Origin of the sequence: Pseudoalteromonas sp. APC 3691, assembly GCF_030408135.1 — a bacterium.
Classification (GTDB): domain Bacteria; phylum Pseudomonadota; class Gammaproteobacteria; order Enterobacterales; family Alteromonadaceae; genus Pseudoalteromonas.
The window spans coordinates 1-18,174 of sequence record NZ_JASDCB010000036.1 but is presented as its reverse complement, the minus strand read 5'-3'; the positions used below and the strand labels follow the sequence as shown (position 1 = coordinate 18,174).

Here is an 18,174-nt window from a genome sequence, read left to right as displayed (position 1 = left end):
CTGCCAGATCACTATTTAACTAAGTAAACATGCCTGACAGATCATTATTTAACTAACTAATTAAAGGCACTTAATAACTTAGTTAATTGCTCTAAGCGTTTGTCTGTCATTACTTTATTATCAATTTTGATAGAGACATCACCGCTTTTTAAATTGCGTTGTACCGATATAAAGTTATTTTCTAGTACAGCTTCGCGCTTAACAGCTACTTGTGGCTCTGAAGTTAGGCATTTAGTGATCGCCATTGCACGCTTGTCGTCGCTTGTAATCGCATTTAACTCTTTATCACTAGCAAGGGCACTAACAAGTTGATTAAACGCCTCTTCGTCTCGCTCCTTTGCGCTAACAAGCTTTTTAGCGACTTCGCGGCCTACGTGATTAGCAGTCGGGTAAAGCGCAATAACATCAGCAGGAATTTGCTCATAAGCTTTAATTGCATCTGCAATTGCAGTATGCGATACACCTTCTATCGCGGCAATCTCTCTATAAGATCCTTTTTTACCTTGCTCAATAAGTTCATTTTTAGTTTGTTGGTATGCTTGGCCAAGCTCCCATAAACTCGGAGCAATGTATTGATCTGAAGATACCGCTAAAATTTTTGCATCTTGATCAGTAAAATCGCTTGAACTAAGTACTAAATAATCTGCGTTACCTAAAATACAGGCCATACGACGACGTGAACCTGCCAGAACTAAACTTTTGTCACCTTGATCCCAAAGTAAGGCAGGATGTTGATTTCGGCCATCCTCACGAATTGCAGGAAGAATGTCTGATACTGACTTTTCGTTTAGAAGTGCCTGTACACGACGATTTTTGCCATATACACCAGTGGTAGATTCAATATCAGCATGTGCGATCACTTTACAAACAAGCGTAATTTGACGAGCAGGGTCGCTCGGTGCAGGCATTCTAATTACATCGCCAGCATTCGCTTGTTCTAGTAATGCATCAAGGCTACTACTGCCTACAGCAGTTGCGAATGGATCTAAGCGGGTGTCATTTTTACGTTTTTTAGCCATTTTTATTTAACATCCTTACTTAGGGGTATTGAGTGTTGATTGAGTTGACTGCCAATTTGAACGAATAAGCATTTCTAGCTCATCGACCACATCTTTAATATTTTCTTGAGCGCGCATTAATGATTCGCGACTAGCTAAGCTGTCTGACGCTTTTTGATCAAAAATAGTGTTAAAAGAAGACGAACTGGCTGTTATTGCTGAGCTATGGTTAATTGGGTAACTCATTACTTGGCGACCAAAAGCACTACGAACATCTTTAACAATGTCGCGTTGTGAATGGTTGCCTTTTACATAGTTAGTTACTAAAAACTGCATAAAGTCCCATCCTTCATGGCCAAGGGCTGCAACTGTATGATAAATCTCGCCTAAACGTTTTAAATATTTATTATTAGCATCAAAGTCTACTGCTTCAGGGTGAACTGGTATTAGCATCGCTGTAGAGGCCATTAATGCATTATAAAACATAAAGTTAAGGGTTGGAGCTGTGTCGATTAAGATAATATCAAACTCGTCTTTAACGGGATCAATTACTTTCTCAAGTAACTTATGGTAGTGGCGAGTTTGCTCATAATTAGAGGTATCTTTGAGCAATGTTGCTGTTTCGTGCTCAAAGTAAAAGTCATCCATACCCGATGGTAGTACACGAATATTTGGTATATGCGTTGGTAAAAATGAGTTAGACACAAATTCAGGCCATGTTTCACCCTCGTCTAAATCTATACAATCGCGCATTAAATCACCGACAGTAATCGGCTCGTGCTCACTTGAAGGAAAAAAGCTTGAGGATGAACCTTGTGGATCTAAATCAATAATACCAATGCGATAACGTTTTATATTTGTAGTTGCTAAGGCTGCTGCAATATTAACCATGCTAGTTGTTTTACCACAACCGCCTTTGAGGGAGTTAATAACAATAACTTGCAGTTTGTCATCACCAGTACGGTGATCTGGTTTAATGTCCATAATATCGGCCATAGCAAAAATATTTACTAATGTGTAAGCATAGTGACCGTTAGCACCGCGTTTTATGTTTAAATCATCGAAGTCGCCATTATCATGACGTCTTTTTAAAGTACGATTATTACAACCTAATAAATCAGCAGCTGCTTTTTGCGTATACGTTCTTAATTCTTTTTCTTCTGATTTAAGATGGGCACGGTAGTGCTGAATACGTCCTTCTAATGATTTTTCAGCAACTTCAGCTGTGGCTTTCAAAAGCCGATAGGTACTTAATGCGTTATTGTTGATAGACATACTTTCTTCCTCAAAGTTAGGCAGTTAGTATAATGTCCATTCAAATAGCTGTAAACAACTATTTAAGACGACATGCATTTTAAAAACAAGACATCTAAAAATATTTTTACACCTTTAATATTGCTTAGTATAAATAAAGAAGTTTAAAGGTGGTTAAATATATAAGGTAATAAAGGCTAAGAGTGTAAAAACAGCACATAACATTATGATTTATATAAATAATGTTTAAAAAAGCAGATCAGGTTTATACTTGGTTAAGATCAGATCTTTATCTACCTGCGGATCAGCTTTTTACTAAGGTCAATTTTAAATATAGAGTTATACACAGGTTACGCATGAAGTTATGAACAAAAAGAGCCCTGAAGATCAGTTTTTTACTAAGTAAATTATAAAGTTATGCACTAGTCGCAACATAAAAATACGCTTTTAATTAGTATAGATCTGATCTGTACTTGGTACAGATCAGATCTATTCTAACTCGGTAAGGCTTTATCCACAGGGGAATATATTTTTTGGTGTATTTGTCGTGCTTAATTTTAAAATTAAGCCATTGTAATGGACAAAATAACAGCTGAGTTAGTAAAAATTAGATTTGTGATAGTCCAGTTAGTATAAATATGATCTGAAATCGTAAGTAATGTACATTACTTAGTATAATAGTGATCCAAACGTTTTATTTAAAGTCAGATCACTTTTATACTAACTTAAACATTTAACTTTTGTTGCTTAATGTGTTGTTATTAGCTGTCGCAATAAAAATGGAAATAAGAACAATGAGCCGAAAGGTCAACATCTCGGTAGATAACTTGCCCGATACACTTAGGGGCCAAATCCACGGGGTGGAAAGTGCAATAGATAACGAAAGTTTAGCACTATTTACAGACAACAAAGACGTGCGAATTTCTATTGAAAATGCAGCACATGGATTACGTGCATATTCAAACACGTTTAATCACTATGATTTGTGGGGACGCTTTGTTCGCTCGGGCTATAAAAAATTGCCACTTGAAGAAGCGCCTAAAAAAACAATTATTACGCGTAAAATATCTGAAAAAGTAGATGGTATTTTGTACGATGGCGAAATAAAAATAACGCCAGCTGTTGTAAGTACACGCAAAGATGGCGAAGATGTTGAATACCTTGTTTGGCCATCAGATAGAGAAGAAAAAGTAGAGCGAGCACTTATTCGTTTAGCTTCTAAAGGCAAAATAGTTAAAATTAATTTTAAATCCGGTATTCAATACGCGGTTGTTTTTTCTATGAACGAATTAGCACAAGAACTCAAAGCGGTAGGGCAGTCAATGCCATATCCTGCAATAAAAGAGTCACTTGAAGCATTGCAAGGTTCTAAACTTTCATTTAAATATTCGGCAACAGATACTAAAAATTCTGATATAGATGATTCGTTTTACGAGTCAAACATGAACTTTTTATCGTCACTGCATTTTAGTGGCAAAAAAGGTCAGGGTGGCAATGTAAAATGCGTCGCCTGTTTAAATGCATTTGTTCATAACATGATTGATAACCTTGAATACAAAGGGTATTACTTTAATAGCGCACAAGAATTAAAACGTGGATTATCGCGTTGGATGATGCTTCGTTTGTATCACCTTTGGCGTTATGCAGCACCAGGTAAAACGTACCATTTTAGATTACTTTCTATTATGGAAAAATACGGATCTATTTATTCAACTGATGATATTACCGAAAATAAATTAAAAGCTCTTCGTCGTGATATGACCACCACAATGAAAGATTTGATTGAAAAAGGTGCAATATCAGAATACAGCATTACAAACGTTAAAGATGACAAAACCGGTAACATTATCGATTACACATACGAAATGCACCCGTCTGATCAGTTTTGCGATGAAATACTTACATTGAACAAACACAATAAACGCATTGAAATCCAAGGCGGTAAACGCATTGTTGAAAATGCCGTGCTGATTGATGAAGATAAAATTGAAGAAATAGTAGAAAAATAATAACCGTTATTTTAAATACTGTACGCATAACTAAAAAGGTCACACTATGTGGCCTTTTTAACATAATAGCTATCGGTCAACTTGTTCTAAATATAGCCTATCAACTAAAAAATCATACTCACGTTTTCGAGGATGAGCTTCGGGTTTCTTATAATCAGGTAAGATACCTAGTTTAACGTCTGCTTCTGGATTAATCAGAATAAATGGTAATGCGGCGCTCACATGATAGCGGTTTTGTGCTGTGTACCTCACATTAACTTGAGGGCTTACACGAGTAGGGCGACGAATTCTTAATTTTTCCTTTTCACCTAAACTAGCAACCCGTAATTGTTCTTGAGCTACAAGTGATTGCCATTTTTGTTGATCTATCATTCTTGGATTTCGATAACTGGCCGATTTGTCGAGCATTTCGAGGGCCATTTTTTTAGTCAATGTTTTAGTTGCGTGCTTGTGCATCCAAGTAAACCTAACAGAAAATGGTGATTCACTCTCACTGTGAATCTTACGATAAGCAGCAAGTGTTATTAAATTTGGTATTGCATTATGAACAGCCTCAAATCGGGCATCGTTATTATCAATTGCCAATATACACTCTTTGAAACTAGCTTTAGCTTTGTTAACCTGTGCTATACGATTATTTAAAGCTTGTTTATCTGCATTTTTAATAACGAGCAAACCAGGGTGCCTTTTTAAAACACGACTGCTTAATCCTGATTTTTTATACATGTCTGAAAAAGAGTTTAGGATTGCTTTTTGAGCAGGTACTCCAGTGATTTTAGAAACAAGTATAGATTCTGGAACTTTACTCTCATCGAGACTACTTACATCTGGTAATTGATAATATTCCGCTTTGGAGAATTCACACTCTTTTAGTTCTTCAATCAACCTCAAAGTTAATTCGTTCATTAAATCAAACTGACTTCTAATTTGTACCTTAGTTACCATTACACACCTCAAAGAACACATCTTACTAGCTTTATGTTATAACATGCACTTTGCTTTGTCTAAATTAATAATTAATAGTACTCGGTGCTTATATCTATACTTTAATTAAGTTAAGTATGATGTGTTCTTTATAGTGAAAATATATATACTAAGAAAGATTGAAACTCCTTACTAATTCATATGATATTGGAGTATTTACTTTGTCGTATATAAAAAGGCTAATACGCCAAGTACTAGATTATCTAAGTAGTAGGTGATAAAACTAAGTTTAGAAAAATGAGTTAAGCGGAGTTATATAATTTTCATATATTTATCTAACAGTCTTAGTATTTATAATTACTGACTCATATTACACCGTGTTGGCAGTACGGTGATCAGGCTAAAGGTTACAATGACTACAAATGCTTTTTGATATCAGTTCCTCTTTAAGGATACTTCAAGCAGTAGCGGCTTTAATCATGATGAATTGTAAATTAGCACTATCACTTTGAAGAGAAAACTTAATGGCCTACCACACCTTTAAGTTGTGGCACTTGTGAATATAGTCCTGCATACGAGTGCTATACAAGACTATGCGTCTAGGATTTAAAGCGCAGATAAATGATTACCACAAACGCTCATATCATACATTAAGGTCTGCACATAGCACTTGATAGCTATTAATTAATTATCCGCGTAAAGTTAAGATTACAGAAGCTGCTATTTAAGTATGATGTGTTCCTATCAAAATTACGTATAATATACCCTTGTGCTTTATTTATTCTCAATGTGTTAAAATTGAAACTAATTAACTCTAATTGTATGTTTTTAATCACTTTAGTTTATTTAAAATAAAACTAAAGTGATTGTTATATAACCGCCTAAGTTAAGTAAAATTACTTTTATACTTAACTCATAACTAAATAATTGGAAAATAGTAAATTTAGTCCTTGAACATAGGGGTCTGCATACGTTAATTTCTTCTTATCAGGTAATGTAGGAATGAGGAAAAATTATGTCATCGTGGAACCCAAATAGCTGGAGAGAGCTGCCAATACTGCAGCAGCCACAGTACCCAGATCAAGAAATACTTAAATCAGTAGAAGGCCAATTAAAAACGGCTCCGCCTCTAGTTTTTGCAGAAGAAACAAGAAGCCTATTCAAACAACTTGAAGACGTGTGCGAAGGTCGTGCATTTTTACTTCAAGGTGGTGACTGTGCCGAGTCGTTTAGCGATTTTAATGCCGCTAATATTCGCGATACATTCAAAACAATTTTACAAATGGCTGTTGTATTAACTTATGGCGGTAAATGCCCAGTAGTTAAAATAGCGCGTATGGCTGGTCAATACGCTAAACCTCGTTCAGCAGACTTAGAAACAATTAATGGCGTTTCTTTACCATCTTACCGTGGCGACATTATTAATAATATTGAGTTTACAGAAGAAGCGCGCATTCCAGACCCACAACGTTTAATGACTGCATACCATCATAGTGCTGCTACGTTAAACTTATTACGTGCATTTGCACAAGGTGGCCTAGCCGATCTTCACCAGGTTAACCGCTGGAACATGGGCTTTGTTGCTGCAAATCCACTTAAAGAAAAATACCAACAACTTGCAGATAAAATTCAAGACGCACTAGAGTTTATGGAAGTGTGCGGAATTAACTCTACAATTGCGCCAAGCTTAAAAGAAACCGATTTATACACTTCTCACGAAGCTTTACTACTTGGTTACGAAGAGGCACTAACACGTCGCGACCATTTATCGGGTGACTGGTACGATTGTTCTGCTCACTTTGTTTGGATTGGTGAACGTACACGCCAACTAGACCATGCACATATTGAATTCTTTAAAGGCATTAAAAACCCAATTGGTGTTAAAGTTGGCTCAAGTATGGACCCTGACGACCTAATTCGTTTAATTGACGCATTAAACCCAGATAATATTCCTGGTCGTTTAACGCTAATTACGCGTATGGGTGCAGACGTACTGCCAGAAAAACTCCCAGCACTAGTAAGAAGAGTTCAACAAGAAGGCCGTAAAGTAATTTGGAGCTCAGATCCAATGCACGGTAATACTGAAAAAGCGACTTCAGGTTACAAAACGCGTAACTTCGATAATATCATGCGCGAGATCAGTCAGTTCTTCGCTGTACACAAAGCTGAAGGTTCATACGCAGGTGGTGTTCACCTAGAAATGACAGGTCAGCACGTAACAGAATGTACAGGCGGTGCTTACGGTTTATCTGACGATGACTTAGCACAGCGTTACAAAACGCAGTGTGATCCACGCCTTAACGCCGACCAAGTATTAGAGTTAGGCTTTTTAGTCGCTGATTTACTAAAAGACGCACGTAAATAATATTTATTGATACAAAAAAACCGCTTAGTTGCGGTTTTTTTTATTTCAAATTTGATGACTAAGTTAGTACTTACGTCGCTCCAAGTCTGTCTCTATCAGTATTTTTGCAGAAATTTCTTCAACAGAATGATGCGTAGAATTAAAGTAAGCTATTTTGTGACGCTTATACAACATTTCTACTTCGCGCACCTCAATACGACACTGTTTAATTGAAGCATACTTAGAGTTAGCCATACGTCGATGCCTTATAGCCGCAAGCCTCTCAGGGTCAATCGTGAGCCCAAATAACTTATGTTTATAAGGGACTAAACATTTAGGCAAACCTTCATTATCTAAATCTTCTTCTGTAATAGGGTAGTTAGCCGCTTTAATGCCGTACTGCAGTGCTAAGTATAAGCTTGTCGGGGTTTTACCACTTCTGCTAACGCCAATTAAAATGATGTCTGCCTCGGAAAAGTTTTTAATATTTCCGCCATCATCATTCATAAGCGCATAGTTAACCGCATCAATTCTAAAATCATAACTTTTTTCGTGGATAGAATGCGTACGATGCATTTTTGGAACAGGGGCTACATTGAGTTCTTTTTCTATTTTTTCGCTATACGTAGTTAAAAAGTCATACGTAACTGCATCAGCCGATTTTATAATTTCACTTAAATTGTGATTCACAAAAGTAAAAAACACGAAAGGCTTTTCACCTGTTTTTGCAGCGGTTGCATTAATTAAAGCTTTAATTTCGTGCGCTTTTTCTTCAGTTTCTACAAATGGAATTGTTTTATGATTAAAATCGATAGGAAACAACGACAAAGTCGCATGCCCAAATACCTCTGAAGTAATTGCTGTTCCATCTGATATATAAAAAGCAGTTCTCATAATTAACCTTTTTATTGCGTTTAAATCCCTAAAATGGGTTTCCCACGGTTTACGTGAGGACTGTTGCCAGTGTAGAATGATGACGACCTTTATAAAAGGTTTTCTTTCTTAACTCTCACAGTTAGACCTACAATTTGTTTTTTTTGGAGAAAGATCCGTGCAAGAATACGTTCTCTGGTATCAAGAGCTTGGTATGCAAGATGTTCCTCGAGTTGGCGGTAAAAACGCGTCACTTGGCGAAATGATTTCAAACCTCGCAAACGCAGGTGTACAAGTACCGGGTGGTTTTGCAACTACCGCAGATGCTTTTAATGAGTTTCTAGATCAATCAGGACTCACCGCCAAAATTCATGACATCCTAGATACACTTGATGTTGATGATGTAAATACACTCGCTAAAGTCGGTGCCGATATCCGCCAATGGATAATCGACACACCATTCCAACCAAACCTAGATCAAGCCATTCGCGACGCATATAGCCAACTCCATGGCGATACTGCAGCAGATGTTTCATTTGCAGTACGTTCATCAGCTACCGCTGAAGATATGCCAGATGCATCATTCGCAGGCCAACAAGAAACTTTCCTTAACGTTGTCGGTATCGATTCAGTCATGGTCGCTATTAAACACGTATTTGCTTCATTATTTAATGACCGCGCAATCTCATATCGTGTTCACCAAGGTTACGATCACCGTGGTGTAGCGTTATCAGCAGGTATACAGCGCATGGTACGTTCAGATAAATCAGCATCTGGCGTAATGTTTAGTATTGATACAGAGTCTGGTTTTGAAGACGTTGTATTTATTACATCAAGCTACGGCTTAGGTGAAATGGTTGTACAGGGCGCGGTTAACCCTGATGAATTTTATGTTCATAAACCAACACTCCTTAAAAACAAACCTTCAGTAGTACGTCGTAATATTGGTTCTAAAGCCATACAAATGATTTACTCAGAAGACAAAGCACATGGTAAGCAAGTAGACATCGTTGATGTTGACCCTGAGCTTTCTAATAAATTTTCGATTACAGATGAAGAAGTGCAAGATCTTGCCAAACAAGCTGTAATCATTGAAAAACATTACGGTCGTCCTATGGACATCGAATGGGCAAAAGATGGAAACGACGGCAAACTATATATAGTTCAAGCACGTCCAGAAACTGTCCGCTCAAACGAAGACTCAAACGTAATGGAACGTTTTCAATTAAATGGCACAAGTAATGTACTTGTTGAAGGCCGTGCAATTGGTCACAAAATTGGTAGCGGTGTTGTACGTGTTCTTGATTCAATTAAAGAAATGGACCAGGTACAAGTAGGCGACATTTTAGTAACCGATATGACCGACCCTGACTGGGAACCAATCATGAAACGTGCAGCAGCGATTGTTACAAATCGTGGTGGCCGTACCTGTCACGCGGCAATCATTGCACGCGAACTTGGTATTCCGGCAGTTGTTGGTTGTGGTAATGCAACTGATTTAATTAAAGCGGGACAAGAAGTAACAGTATCGTGCGCCGAAGGCGATACCGGCTTTATTTACGAAGGTATTTTAGATTTTGAAATACTAACGTCACGCGTTGATAAAATGCCAGAACTACCAATGAAAGTAATGATGAACGTGGGTAACCCCGATCGCGCCTTTGACTTTGCACGCTTACCGCATGCAGGTGTTGGCCTTGCGCGAGTTGAATTTATTATCAACCGTATGATTGGCGTTCACCCTAAAGCGTTATTAAATTTTGATGCGCAAACAGATGCATTAAAAGCAGAAATTACTGACATGATTGCCGGTTACGAATCACCAGTAGAGTTTTACATAACAAAACTGGTTGAAGGTATTTCAACGCTTGGTTGTGCTTTTGCACCGGAGCGTGTAATTGTGCGTATGTCTGATTTTAAATCAAACGAATACGCAAACCTAGTTGGTGGCCAGCAATACGAGCCAGAAGAAGAAAACCCAATGATTGGTTTTCGTGGCGCCGCACGTTATATCTCTGAAGATTTCCGCGATTGTTTTGCATTAGAATGTGAAGCTATAAAACGCGTAAGAAACGACATGGATATGGCAAACATAGAAATCATGATCCCATTCGTACGTACCCTTGAAGAAGGTAAACGCGTAATTGAACTACTAGAAGAGCATGGCCTTAAACGTGGTGAAAATGGTCTTAAAGTAATCATGATGTGTGAGCTGCCTTCAAATGCATTACTTGCTGATGAATTTTTAGAAATGTTTGATGGTTTTTCTATCGGCTCTAACGATTTAACACAGTTAACGCTTGGTCTTGACCGTGATTCTGGTTTAATCGCACATTTATTTGATGAGCGTAACCCAGCAATTAAAAAACTACTTTCTATGGCAATTAAAACAGCTAAAGAAAAAGGCAAGTACGTAGGTATTTGTGGTCAAGGTCCTTCAGATCACGAAGACTTTGCAGCATGGTTAGTAGAGCAGGGCATTGACTCTGTTTCACTCAATCCAGACACAGTAATAGAAACATGGTTATACCTAGCTAAAAAATTAGCAAAGTAATAAATAGGTAAGCTATAAAAAATGCCAGCAATGTATTGCTGGCATTTTTTATAACCAATTAAAAGTTAAATTAACGGGCTAATTTTTTATCTAAATAAGCACATGATTTAGTTAACGCCTTTTGACAAAATGATAAGTAATGTCGCGCTTTAGGATAGTAAAACGAAAAGCATAAAAAACCCGCCATAAAAAATATGAGTGAAGGCTAAGGGCGTGTTGATCTTTGTGGATTGAAATTTGTTCAATCTAGGGGCGATTTAATCGCGGCGCGAGGTTTGTAACCTAGTGGGCTAAGTAAAAACCGAGCAACAAAGAGTTAATCGTCCTTAGAAAGAACCCATTGGGCAGCGCATGTTTGGTATTTATGCTGCGTTATCGCCTATTTATGGGGAGTAACCACACTACATAGGCTCTGCCTTGCCTAAAAACCAAACATACTGCTGCAAATTCAACAACCAAAGGTCAACACGCCCTAGCTACAACCGCAAAAAATAATCCTAGCAAAATAAATAACACGCCACTGATCTGTAATAGTAATTTTTTCATATAATACACCTTATTACTTGTTAACTTGAGTATAATTTAAGCTGCATTAAAATCGACTAAAAGAGTGTTACAAACTGTAAAATCTTCAATTTCTATTCGCCATCACCATGATATAATTAGTCAAATGCCCTAAAATATCGCCGTCATGATAGCAACAATTACACAGCAAGATGCCGCGACAGAACTTGTCGCAAACTACCTAAATACCATTGCAAACCAAGGTTTTATCGGAGATACCGACGCAAGTTATGCAACGCGTATTACCGCTTCAACCGATAACAGTGTGTATCAGCAAATACCGCAGGGTGTTATTTTTCCAAAAAGTGAAAAAGATATTCAGCTCGCATTGCAAACAGCATCTCGCGACCCGTTTTTATCATTAACTTTTGGTCCTCGAGGCGGTGGAACAGGCACTAACGGACAATCGTTAACACCTGGTATTGTTGTAGATTTGTCTCGCTATATGCGCGAAATCCTCGAAATAAATGTAGAAGAAGGCTGGGTACGCGTTCAAACCGGCGTAATAAAAGATCAACTTAATGACTTTTTAAAACCTTATGGCTTTTTCTTCTCACCCGATTTATCTACCAGTAACAGGGCAACTATTGGTGGCATGATAAGTACTGACGCATCGGGGCAAGGCTCGTTAGTTTACGGTAAAACGAGCGATCATGTTTTAGGGCTGACAACTTATTTAGTTGATGGCACACCTATGTGCACCTCCCCAATAGACATCGACAAAGCACAAATTATAGCGAATCAAGACTCACTAATTGGTAGTTTATATAAAACAGTTTTAGATATATCAGCTAATGAACGCGCTGCTATTTTAGCTAAGTTTCCACGGTTAAATCGTTTTTTAACCGGCTACGACCTAGAGCATGTACTAAGTGATGACTTACTTACCTTTGACATGAGCCGACTAATAACGGGTTCAGAAGGCTCATTAGGTATAGTGACTGAAGCAAAATTAAACCTAACGCCTATTGCCGAATTCAAAACGCTTATTAATATTAAGTATGATAGTTTTGACTCAGCACTTCGACATTCACCATTTTTAGTCGATGCACGCGCAACCTCGGTAGAAACCGTTGATAGCAAAGTTTTAAACTTAGCGCGTGAAGATATCATTTGGAATTTAGTATCGGACTTAATAACCGACGTACCAAATAAAGATATGCAAGGCCTTAACATGGTCGAGTTTAATGCAGTATCAAACGATGATATAAAAGACAAAGTAGACACGCTTTGTAAGCTTCTAAATGAATGCGTAAAAAATCAAACTAATGGCGTTATTGGTTATCAGTTAACCAGTGATAAAAGCGATATACTAAAAATTTACGCAATGCGTAAAAAGTCAGTGGGTTTATTAGGTAATGTAAAAGGCAGCCAAAAACCTCTCGCCTTTGCAGAAGACACCGCTGTACCGCCTGAAAATTTAGCAGATTATATTGTCGAATTTAGAGCATTACTCGACAGTCATAATTTACAGTATGGTATGTTTGGCCATGTTGATGCGGGGGTTTTACATGTACGCCCAGCACTTGATATGTGCGACCCAGAACAAGAAAAACTACTGCGAACTATTTCAGATCAGGTCGTAAAACTAACCGCTAAGTACGGCGGTTTAATGTGGGGCGAACACGGTAAAGGTTACCGTAGTGAATATAGCCCTGAGTTTTTTGGTGAGCATTTATATACGCAACTTCGAAAAATAAAAACAGCTTTCGATCCTAACAACCGTATTAACCCCGGTAAAATATGCACTCCTATCGATAGTAAAGACTCACTAGTTAGTGTAGATGGACAAAAGAGATCGCACTTCGATAAGCAAATATCAATAGAAGTTAAAACTAGTTTTAACAATGCAATGACCTGTAATGGTAATGGCATATGCTTTAATTACGATGAAAACTCACCTATGTGCCCATCGTATAAAGTGACTGGCGATCGTCGCTATTCACCAAAAGGACGTGCAAGTTTAATGCGCGAATGGTTACGCCTTCAAGAGTCAAAAGATGTAGATTTGCTCGAAGTAGAAAAGCAACTTAATAAAGGTGAAGTGATTACCTGGTGGGAACGTTTTGTTCATAGCCGCGAAAAACGAAAAGGTATTTACGACTTTTCACACGAAGTTAAAGCGTCAATGGATGAGTGTTTAGCATGTAAAGCATGTACAACTGCCTGCCCAATAAAAGTAGATGTTCCCACTTTTCGTTCACGCTTTTTAAATTATTATCATAGTTATTATGCGCGCCCGTTAAAAGATTACCTTGTTGGCAATATAGAAAATAGCGCGCCATTAATGGCAAAATTTGCAAAAATTATAAACCCAATTGTTAAAACATCATTAGTCAGTAATGTTATTAAAAAAACCGTTGGTTATGTTGATACACCACAGTTAAGTATTCCAGCACTTTCAAAGCGTGTTACTAAAGTACAAAAGTTTGATTTTGATTTATTAAATAAATTAAATGCAGAACAACAAAGCGAATACGTATTAATAGTACAAGACCCATTTACGAGTTTTTACGAAGCAGAACTAGTAGAAAGTTTTATTACTTTAATAACCCAGCTTGGTAAAAAACCAATGCTATTACCATTTAAACCAAATGGTAAGCCTCAACACGTAAAAGGTTTTTTGCATGAGTTTAAAGTAACTGCAAAAAATGCCGCCGAGTTTTTAAATAAACTAAATGACATTAATGCTCCATTAGTTGGTTTAGATGCCTCACTCGTTATGTGTTATCGCGATGAATATAATACAATTTTAGAAAATAACCGTGGTGAATTTAATGTGCAGCTTGCACATGAATGGTTAGAGTCGCAATCATTCAAAGGGTTAACTGCCAAACAAAATACAGATACCGAATTTACATTATTAAGTCACTGTACTGAAACAACCGCATTGCCAAAAGCCGCAAATGTATGGCAAACAATTTTTAATGATATTGGTTTAACATTAAAAACAACAAATACAGGTTGTTGTGGAATGGCGGGAACTTATGGCCACGAAGCTCAAAATCAAGATAACTCACGTGCGCTTTACGAAATGAGTTGGAAACCAATTGTAGATAAAAACAAACCAGAGCAACTTTTATCTACCGGCTTTTCGTGTCGTAGCCAAGTTAAACGTTTTGAAAAGTTTAAACCAAAACACCCAATTGAATTACTAGCTCAAGCTCTAAAATAACTTTATAAAATAAGAGTACTTAAATAGATTTATTAAATTAGTTCTTAAGCAAAAAAGGCGTAACAATTAACTTCATCAATAATGAAAGTAATCGTTATGCCTTTTTTAAATCTATTATTTTAATTATCTAATTTAAATAGCTGTTTTAAAAACTACTTTTTAGCAAAGCTATCTGCAATAGGTTTAGTGCTAATGCCGTGTATAAATACACTAAATAAAATAGTCGTCATTGCTATAGTCGCAATTTGATATTTGTTTTCTATTTGCGTATCTATAACCATCAATGTAAAAACAATTGATGCTAAACCTCTTGGTCCAAACCACGCAAATGTAAAACGCTCTTTAATATTCAATGCCGTAAACTGCAATGACAACATAACCGGAATTATTCTAATTAATGTTGTACTTAACAAAGCGTAAATTATAATTTCAGCATTTAATTTAGGAATGACTAAGTAAGCGCAAACAAACCCGAACAAGCACCAAATCATTAGCGATGTAAAATCTGCTATGTGTTCTGAGTCTTCAATTAATTCTGTTCTTACTTCATCTGTTGAGAATTTATCAAACAATAAGCCTGCAATAAATACCGCAATAAACCCACTGCCATGAAAATACTGAGTAACAGAAAACACAGCCATAGCAAAACCGAGTAATAAAAACGGACTCGTATTTTGTGCAAAGTAATGGCGCTTCATAGCAAAATTTAAACACGGTATAAAAATAGCGATACTTGTAATTGCTATTAATAAAGCCAAACCAAGCTCTCGGCTAAATACGCTTAGTGTTTGCGTCGCAGTAATAGCTGAATCAGGATTTTTAGCGAGTAATATAAATATTAAAAATACAGGTACACACAAACCATCGTTCAAACCACTTTCTGTATTTATTCCTTCGCGTATTTTTTCAGGTACTTGTGTACTTGCTAATAGCCCTTTACTTAAAGCTGCATCGGTAGGCGTTAAAATAATAGCGAGCAATGCTGCTTGAATAAGTGAAAGCTCAGCAAAGAAAAATAAGGCAACAGCAATACCGAGTAATAAAGTTAAGGGTAGGGCAACAAACAACAGTAAACTAGGATACTGAAAACTATGCCTTAATACACTTAGCTTTGATTTAGCTGCATCAGAAAATAAAAATATACTTAGCGTAAGCTCTATAAATGGTAATAAAAGATCAACGCCTTCTTTTATTTTATGCCCTTCGTTGGGTAGCATTGAAGCTAAACATATTCCGCCAACAACAAAAAACATTGGGCCTGTTACTTCTGTTTTTTCTAACTGGCGAAGTGTTAAAGAATAAATTAAAAATAATCCGCCTATAAATGCTATTACTAAATACTCCATTAAATTTTCCTTTTAAGTCCTGACTTTGCTCGCTCTTTAATATTTGTTTGAATATAAATTTGATCGGTAGTCGCAATTTTAGAATGACCTAAATCTTCTGACAAATGTTTAAGCGGTCTGGTTTGCGCATCATGTGTGGCACCAGTATGGCGAAGCCAATGCGCAGTTGCAGCGCCAAGTTGTTCAGCATCATCTTTAAAACCATCATCAAGTAATGATTGCTGTGCATAATCAAAACTTTGTTGAACTAAACGCCTAATTTGCCTTACGGTCATACCACCTTGCCCGCGAATTTTATGAACCAAGGGATCTGATTCATCAACACGGGGAAGGGCAGGTAAACCTCTGTATAGTCTATAACGTTTTAAATATTCAACAAAATCATCGCTTAAGGTTACATCTCGTAATTTATTACCTTTGCCCATAATACGTAAAAACCAGAAACCATCATTATCTTGCCAAAAATGAGACATCACCGGCGACCACTGTGGGCGCTCAGATAATTCTGAGATTCGTAAATAAAGACCTTTTAAGCAGGCAAGCGTAAATAAGTTTCGCTCTAAATCAGGGTTATGTTCGCATAAATCACGCGTTACACCAAAAACGTATTCCCATTGAATATCGCTTAATGTGTCTGGAATTTGAATTTGTGATTGAACAACTAAGTACGGACTATTTTTTTTAACAACAGGGACAAAGTTAGCAAATGTTTTTTCTTCTAGTAAAGCAAACTTATAGAAAACATTTAATGCAGTAAACATAGACGATAGAGTTTGTTGGCTAGCAATAGATTCTTTAAGCATAAAAGGGCGCCAATTTTGATTTAATCTACGAATTCCTTGCTCATCTTTATAACGCCATTGCACTGAAGTTGCAGCCCATTCTTTATCAGGTTCAACCATAAAATCAACGTAAGCTTCAATATCTTCACGTTTTAAATCGAATACTGATTTTTCTGCTATTAACCACGACCATAAATAAAAGCGTTCAAGTTCATTTCGAAAACGGCTATAAGTCGCTTCTGATTTTCTGCCATAAACATATAAAAACTGATATAAGAATGTCAGATCGGCTTTTGATTCAGTTACAGTCAAGCCAACTTCCTGTATAAAGGATGCAAGTTCTGGGTATTCTGAATTTAGAGTACCGTCATCTAGATGGGCAATTTGATATCTTAATTGTTTTAACGTATCAACCAAAGCAACAAGCATAATGTATAAATATTCAATTAAATAATAGGTTTACAGAATAACGTTAAAGTCCGATACTGTCTAGTATTGGACATAGTAAAGCTCTAATTATTTTAATACCGTGATTATTCTATGGTTGTTGGTTGCTATATCTTATTAAGGAAAACATTATGAAAAAACTAATTATACTAAGCGTACTTGCTTTAACTGTTGCGTTAACTGGGTGTGCTACTACAGGTAGTGCATCACCAAGCGAAAAACGTTCACTTGTACAAAGTATGAAAACAAATACATTAGATAAACTATACGCTGAAAAACCTGATGTTAAAAAACAAATTGCTAATTCGGCTGGTTACGCTGTTTTTGATAACGCGAACGTAAATGTTGTTTTAGCCAGTTTTGGTGGCGGTTACGGCGTAGTTAAAAATAACCTTACTGGTAAATCGACTTACATGAATATGGGTGAAGCCGGTTTAGGGCTTGGTTTAGGTGTAAAAGATTTTAACGTTGTAATGGTTTTTCATAACCAAGCTGCACTAAATAGATTTATTGAACATGGTTGGGCATTTGGCGGAAACGCTGATGCAGCAGCAAAATATGAAGATAAAGGTGGTGCACTGGTTGCCGAAGCAATTGCAGATCAAGTTACTGTATATTCTGTAACCGAAAATGGCCTTGCACTACAAGCTGTATTAAAAGGTACCAAGTTTTGGGTTGATTCAGAGCTTAATTAACCTCCAAATTACTCTCCTAAAAGCGAGCTGGTTTGTATAATCACGCTCGCTTTATTAAAACCCATGCAATTTAACATAACGTAATTTATGGGTTGTTAGTAGTGAATATAATAGTAAGTGATAAATTAAAATAAAGTGATGATATCAGAGTAAAAGGTTCCCTCCCGCAAGCGGGTCCCTCCCCTTACTCTGATAAATCATTATCTTCT

General features: G+C 36.8%; 11 protein-coding genes. 5 read left to right on the top strand and 6 right to left on the bottom strand.

Features of this window, described 5'->3' with window-relative positions:
• Window positions 1-56: 56 nt before the first annotated feature.
• On the bottom strand, window positions 57-1,019 hold the full coding sequence (locus QL998_RS12430) for a transcriptional regulator (RefSeq protein ID WP_290192797.1): 963 nt from the start codon (window positions 1,017-1,019) through the stop codon (window positions 57-59).
• A 15-nt stretch (window positions 1,020-1,034) separates the two neighbouring features.
• Entirely contained in the window at window positions 1,035-2,273 is a 1,239-nt protein-coding gene (locus tag QL998_RS12425; protein ID WP_166376676.1) for an AAA family ATPase, read from the bottom strand.
• 773 nt (window positions 2,274-3,046) lie between these two features.
• Between QL998_RS12425 and QL998_RS12420 the strand changes: the two genes are divergently transcribed.
• A complete protein-coding gene (locus QL998_RS12420) occupies window positions 3,047-4,261 on the top strand; it encodes a hypothetical protein (RefSeq protein WP_024591590.1) in 1,215 nt (404 codons plus the stop codon).
• A 69-nt stretch (window positions 4,262-4,330) separates the two neighbouring features.
• Here the strand turns inward: QL998_RS12420 and QL998_RS12415 are convergent, their stop codons facing one another.
• Entirely contained in the window at window positions 4,331-5,206 is an 876-nt protein-coding gene (locus QL998_RS12415; RefSeq protein ID WP_290192796.1) for a DNA replication terminus site-binding protein, read from the bottom strand.
• A 994-nt stretch (window positions 5,207-6,200) separates the two neighbouring features.
• Here QL998_RS12415 and QL998_RS12410 point away from each other — a divergent pair.
• Complete coding sequence (locus QL998_RS12410) at window positions 6,201-7,550, top strand: class II 3-deoxy-7-phosphoheptulonate synthase (protein WP_182196448.1); 1,350 nt, start codon at window positions 6,201-6,203, stop codon at window positions 7,548-7,550.
• 63 nt (window positions 7,551-7,613) lie between these two features.
• Here the strand turns inward: QL998_RS12410 and QL998_RS12405 are convergent, their stop codons facing one another.
• Window positions 7,614-8,423, bottom strand: a complete 810-nt coding sequence (locus QL998_RS12405; RefSeq protein ID WP_007583184.1) for a pyruvate, water dikinase regulatory protein — start codon at window positions 8,421-8,423, stop codon at window positions 7,614-7,616.
• A 157-nt stretch (window positions 8,424-8,580) separates the two neighbouring features.
• Here QL998_RS12405 and ppsA point away from each other — a divergent pair, with 157 nt between their 5' ends.
• Together ppsA and QL998_RS12395 are read left to right on the top strand one after the other, a co-directional pair.
• Entirely contained in the window at window positions 8,581-10,956 is a 2,376-nt protein-coding gene (gene ppsA / locus QL998_RS12400; RefSeq protein WP_007378803.1) for a phosphoenolpyruvate synthase, read from the top strand.
• Between the two features lie 691 nt (window positions 10,957-11,647).
• On the top strand, window positions 11,648-14,695 hold the full coding sequence (locus tag QL998_RS12395) for an FAD-binding and (Fe-S)-binding domain-containing protein (protein WP_290192795.1): 3,048 nt from the start codon (window positions 11,648-11,650) through the stop codon (window positions 14,693-14,695).
• Between the two features lie 152 nt (window positions 14,696-14,847).
• On the opposite strand, the gene QL998_RS12390 is transcribed toward QL998_RS12395, so the two are convergent.
• Together QL998_RS12390 and QL998_RS12385 are read right to left on the bottom strand one after the other, a co-directional pair.
• Complete coding sequence (locus tag QL998_RS12390) at window positions 14,848-16,041, bottom strand: cation:proton antiporter (protein WP_290192794.1); 1,194 nt, start codon at window positions 16,039-16,041, stop codon at window positions 14,848-14,850.
• Window positions 16,041-17,252 (bottom strand): tyrosine-type recombinase/integrase, encoded by a 1,212-nt coding sequence (locus QL998_RS12385; protein WP_290192793.1) that lies wholly within the window; start codon window positions 17,250-17,252, stop codon window positions 16,041-16,043. The genes QL998_RS12390 and QL998_RS12385 overlap by 1 nt, the downstream gene beginning before the upstream one ends.
• A gap of 149 nt (window positions 17,253-17,401) precedes the next feature.
• Between QL998_RS12385 and QL998_RS12380 the strand changes: the two genes are divergently transcribed.
• Window positions 17,402-17,965, top strand: a complete 564-nt coding sequence (locus QL998_RS12380; RefSeq protein WP_024605345.1) for a YSC84-related protein — start codon at window positions 17,402-17,404, stop codon at window positions 17,963-17,965.
• The last annotated feature ends 209 nt before the right edge of the window (window positions 17,966-18,174 follow it).

Bases quoted from the DNA above. Each gene is read 5' to 3' on its own strand.
- QL998_RS12405 (WP_007583184.1), bottom strand. From the start codon at position 8,423: ATGAGAACTGCTTTTTATATATCAGATGGAACAGCAATTACTTCAGAG.
- QL998_RS12385 (WP_290192793.1), bottom strand. From the start codon at position 17,252: ATGCTTGTTGCTTTGGTTGATACGTTAAAACAATTAAGATATCAAATT.
- QL998_RS12415 (WP_290192796.1), bottom strand. From the start codon at position 5,206: ATGGTAACTAAGGTACAAATTAGAAGTCAGTTTGATTTAATGAACGAA.
- QL998_RS12410 (WP_182196448.1), top strand. From the start codon at position 6,201: ATGTCATCGTGGAACCCAAATAGCTGGAGAGAGCTGCCAATACTGCAG.
- QL998_RS12430 (WP_290192797.1), bottom strand. From the start codon at position 1,019: ATGGCTAAAAAACGTAAAAATGACACCCGCTTAGATCCATTCGCAACT.
- QL998_RS12395 (WP_290192795.1), top strand. From the start codon at position 11,648: ATGATAGCAACAATTACACAGCAAGATGCCGCGACAGAACTTGTCGCA.
- QL998_RS12420 (WP_024591590.1), top strand. From the start codon at position 3,047: ATGAGCCGAAAGGTCAACATCTCGGTAGATAACTTGCCCGATACACTT.
- QL998_RS12390 (WP_290192794.1), bottom strand. From the start codon at position 16,041: ATGGAGTATTTAGTAATAGCATTTATAGGCGGATTATTTTTAATTTAT.
- QL998_RS12380 (WP_024605345.1), top strand. From the start codon at position 17,402: ATGAAAAAACTAATTATACTAAGCGTACTTGCTTTAACTGTTGCGTTA.
- QL998_RS12425 (WP_166376676.1), bottom strand. From the start codon at position 2,273: ATGTCTATCAACAATAACGCATTAAGTACCTATCGGCTTTTGAAAGCC.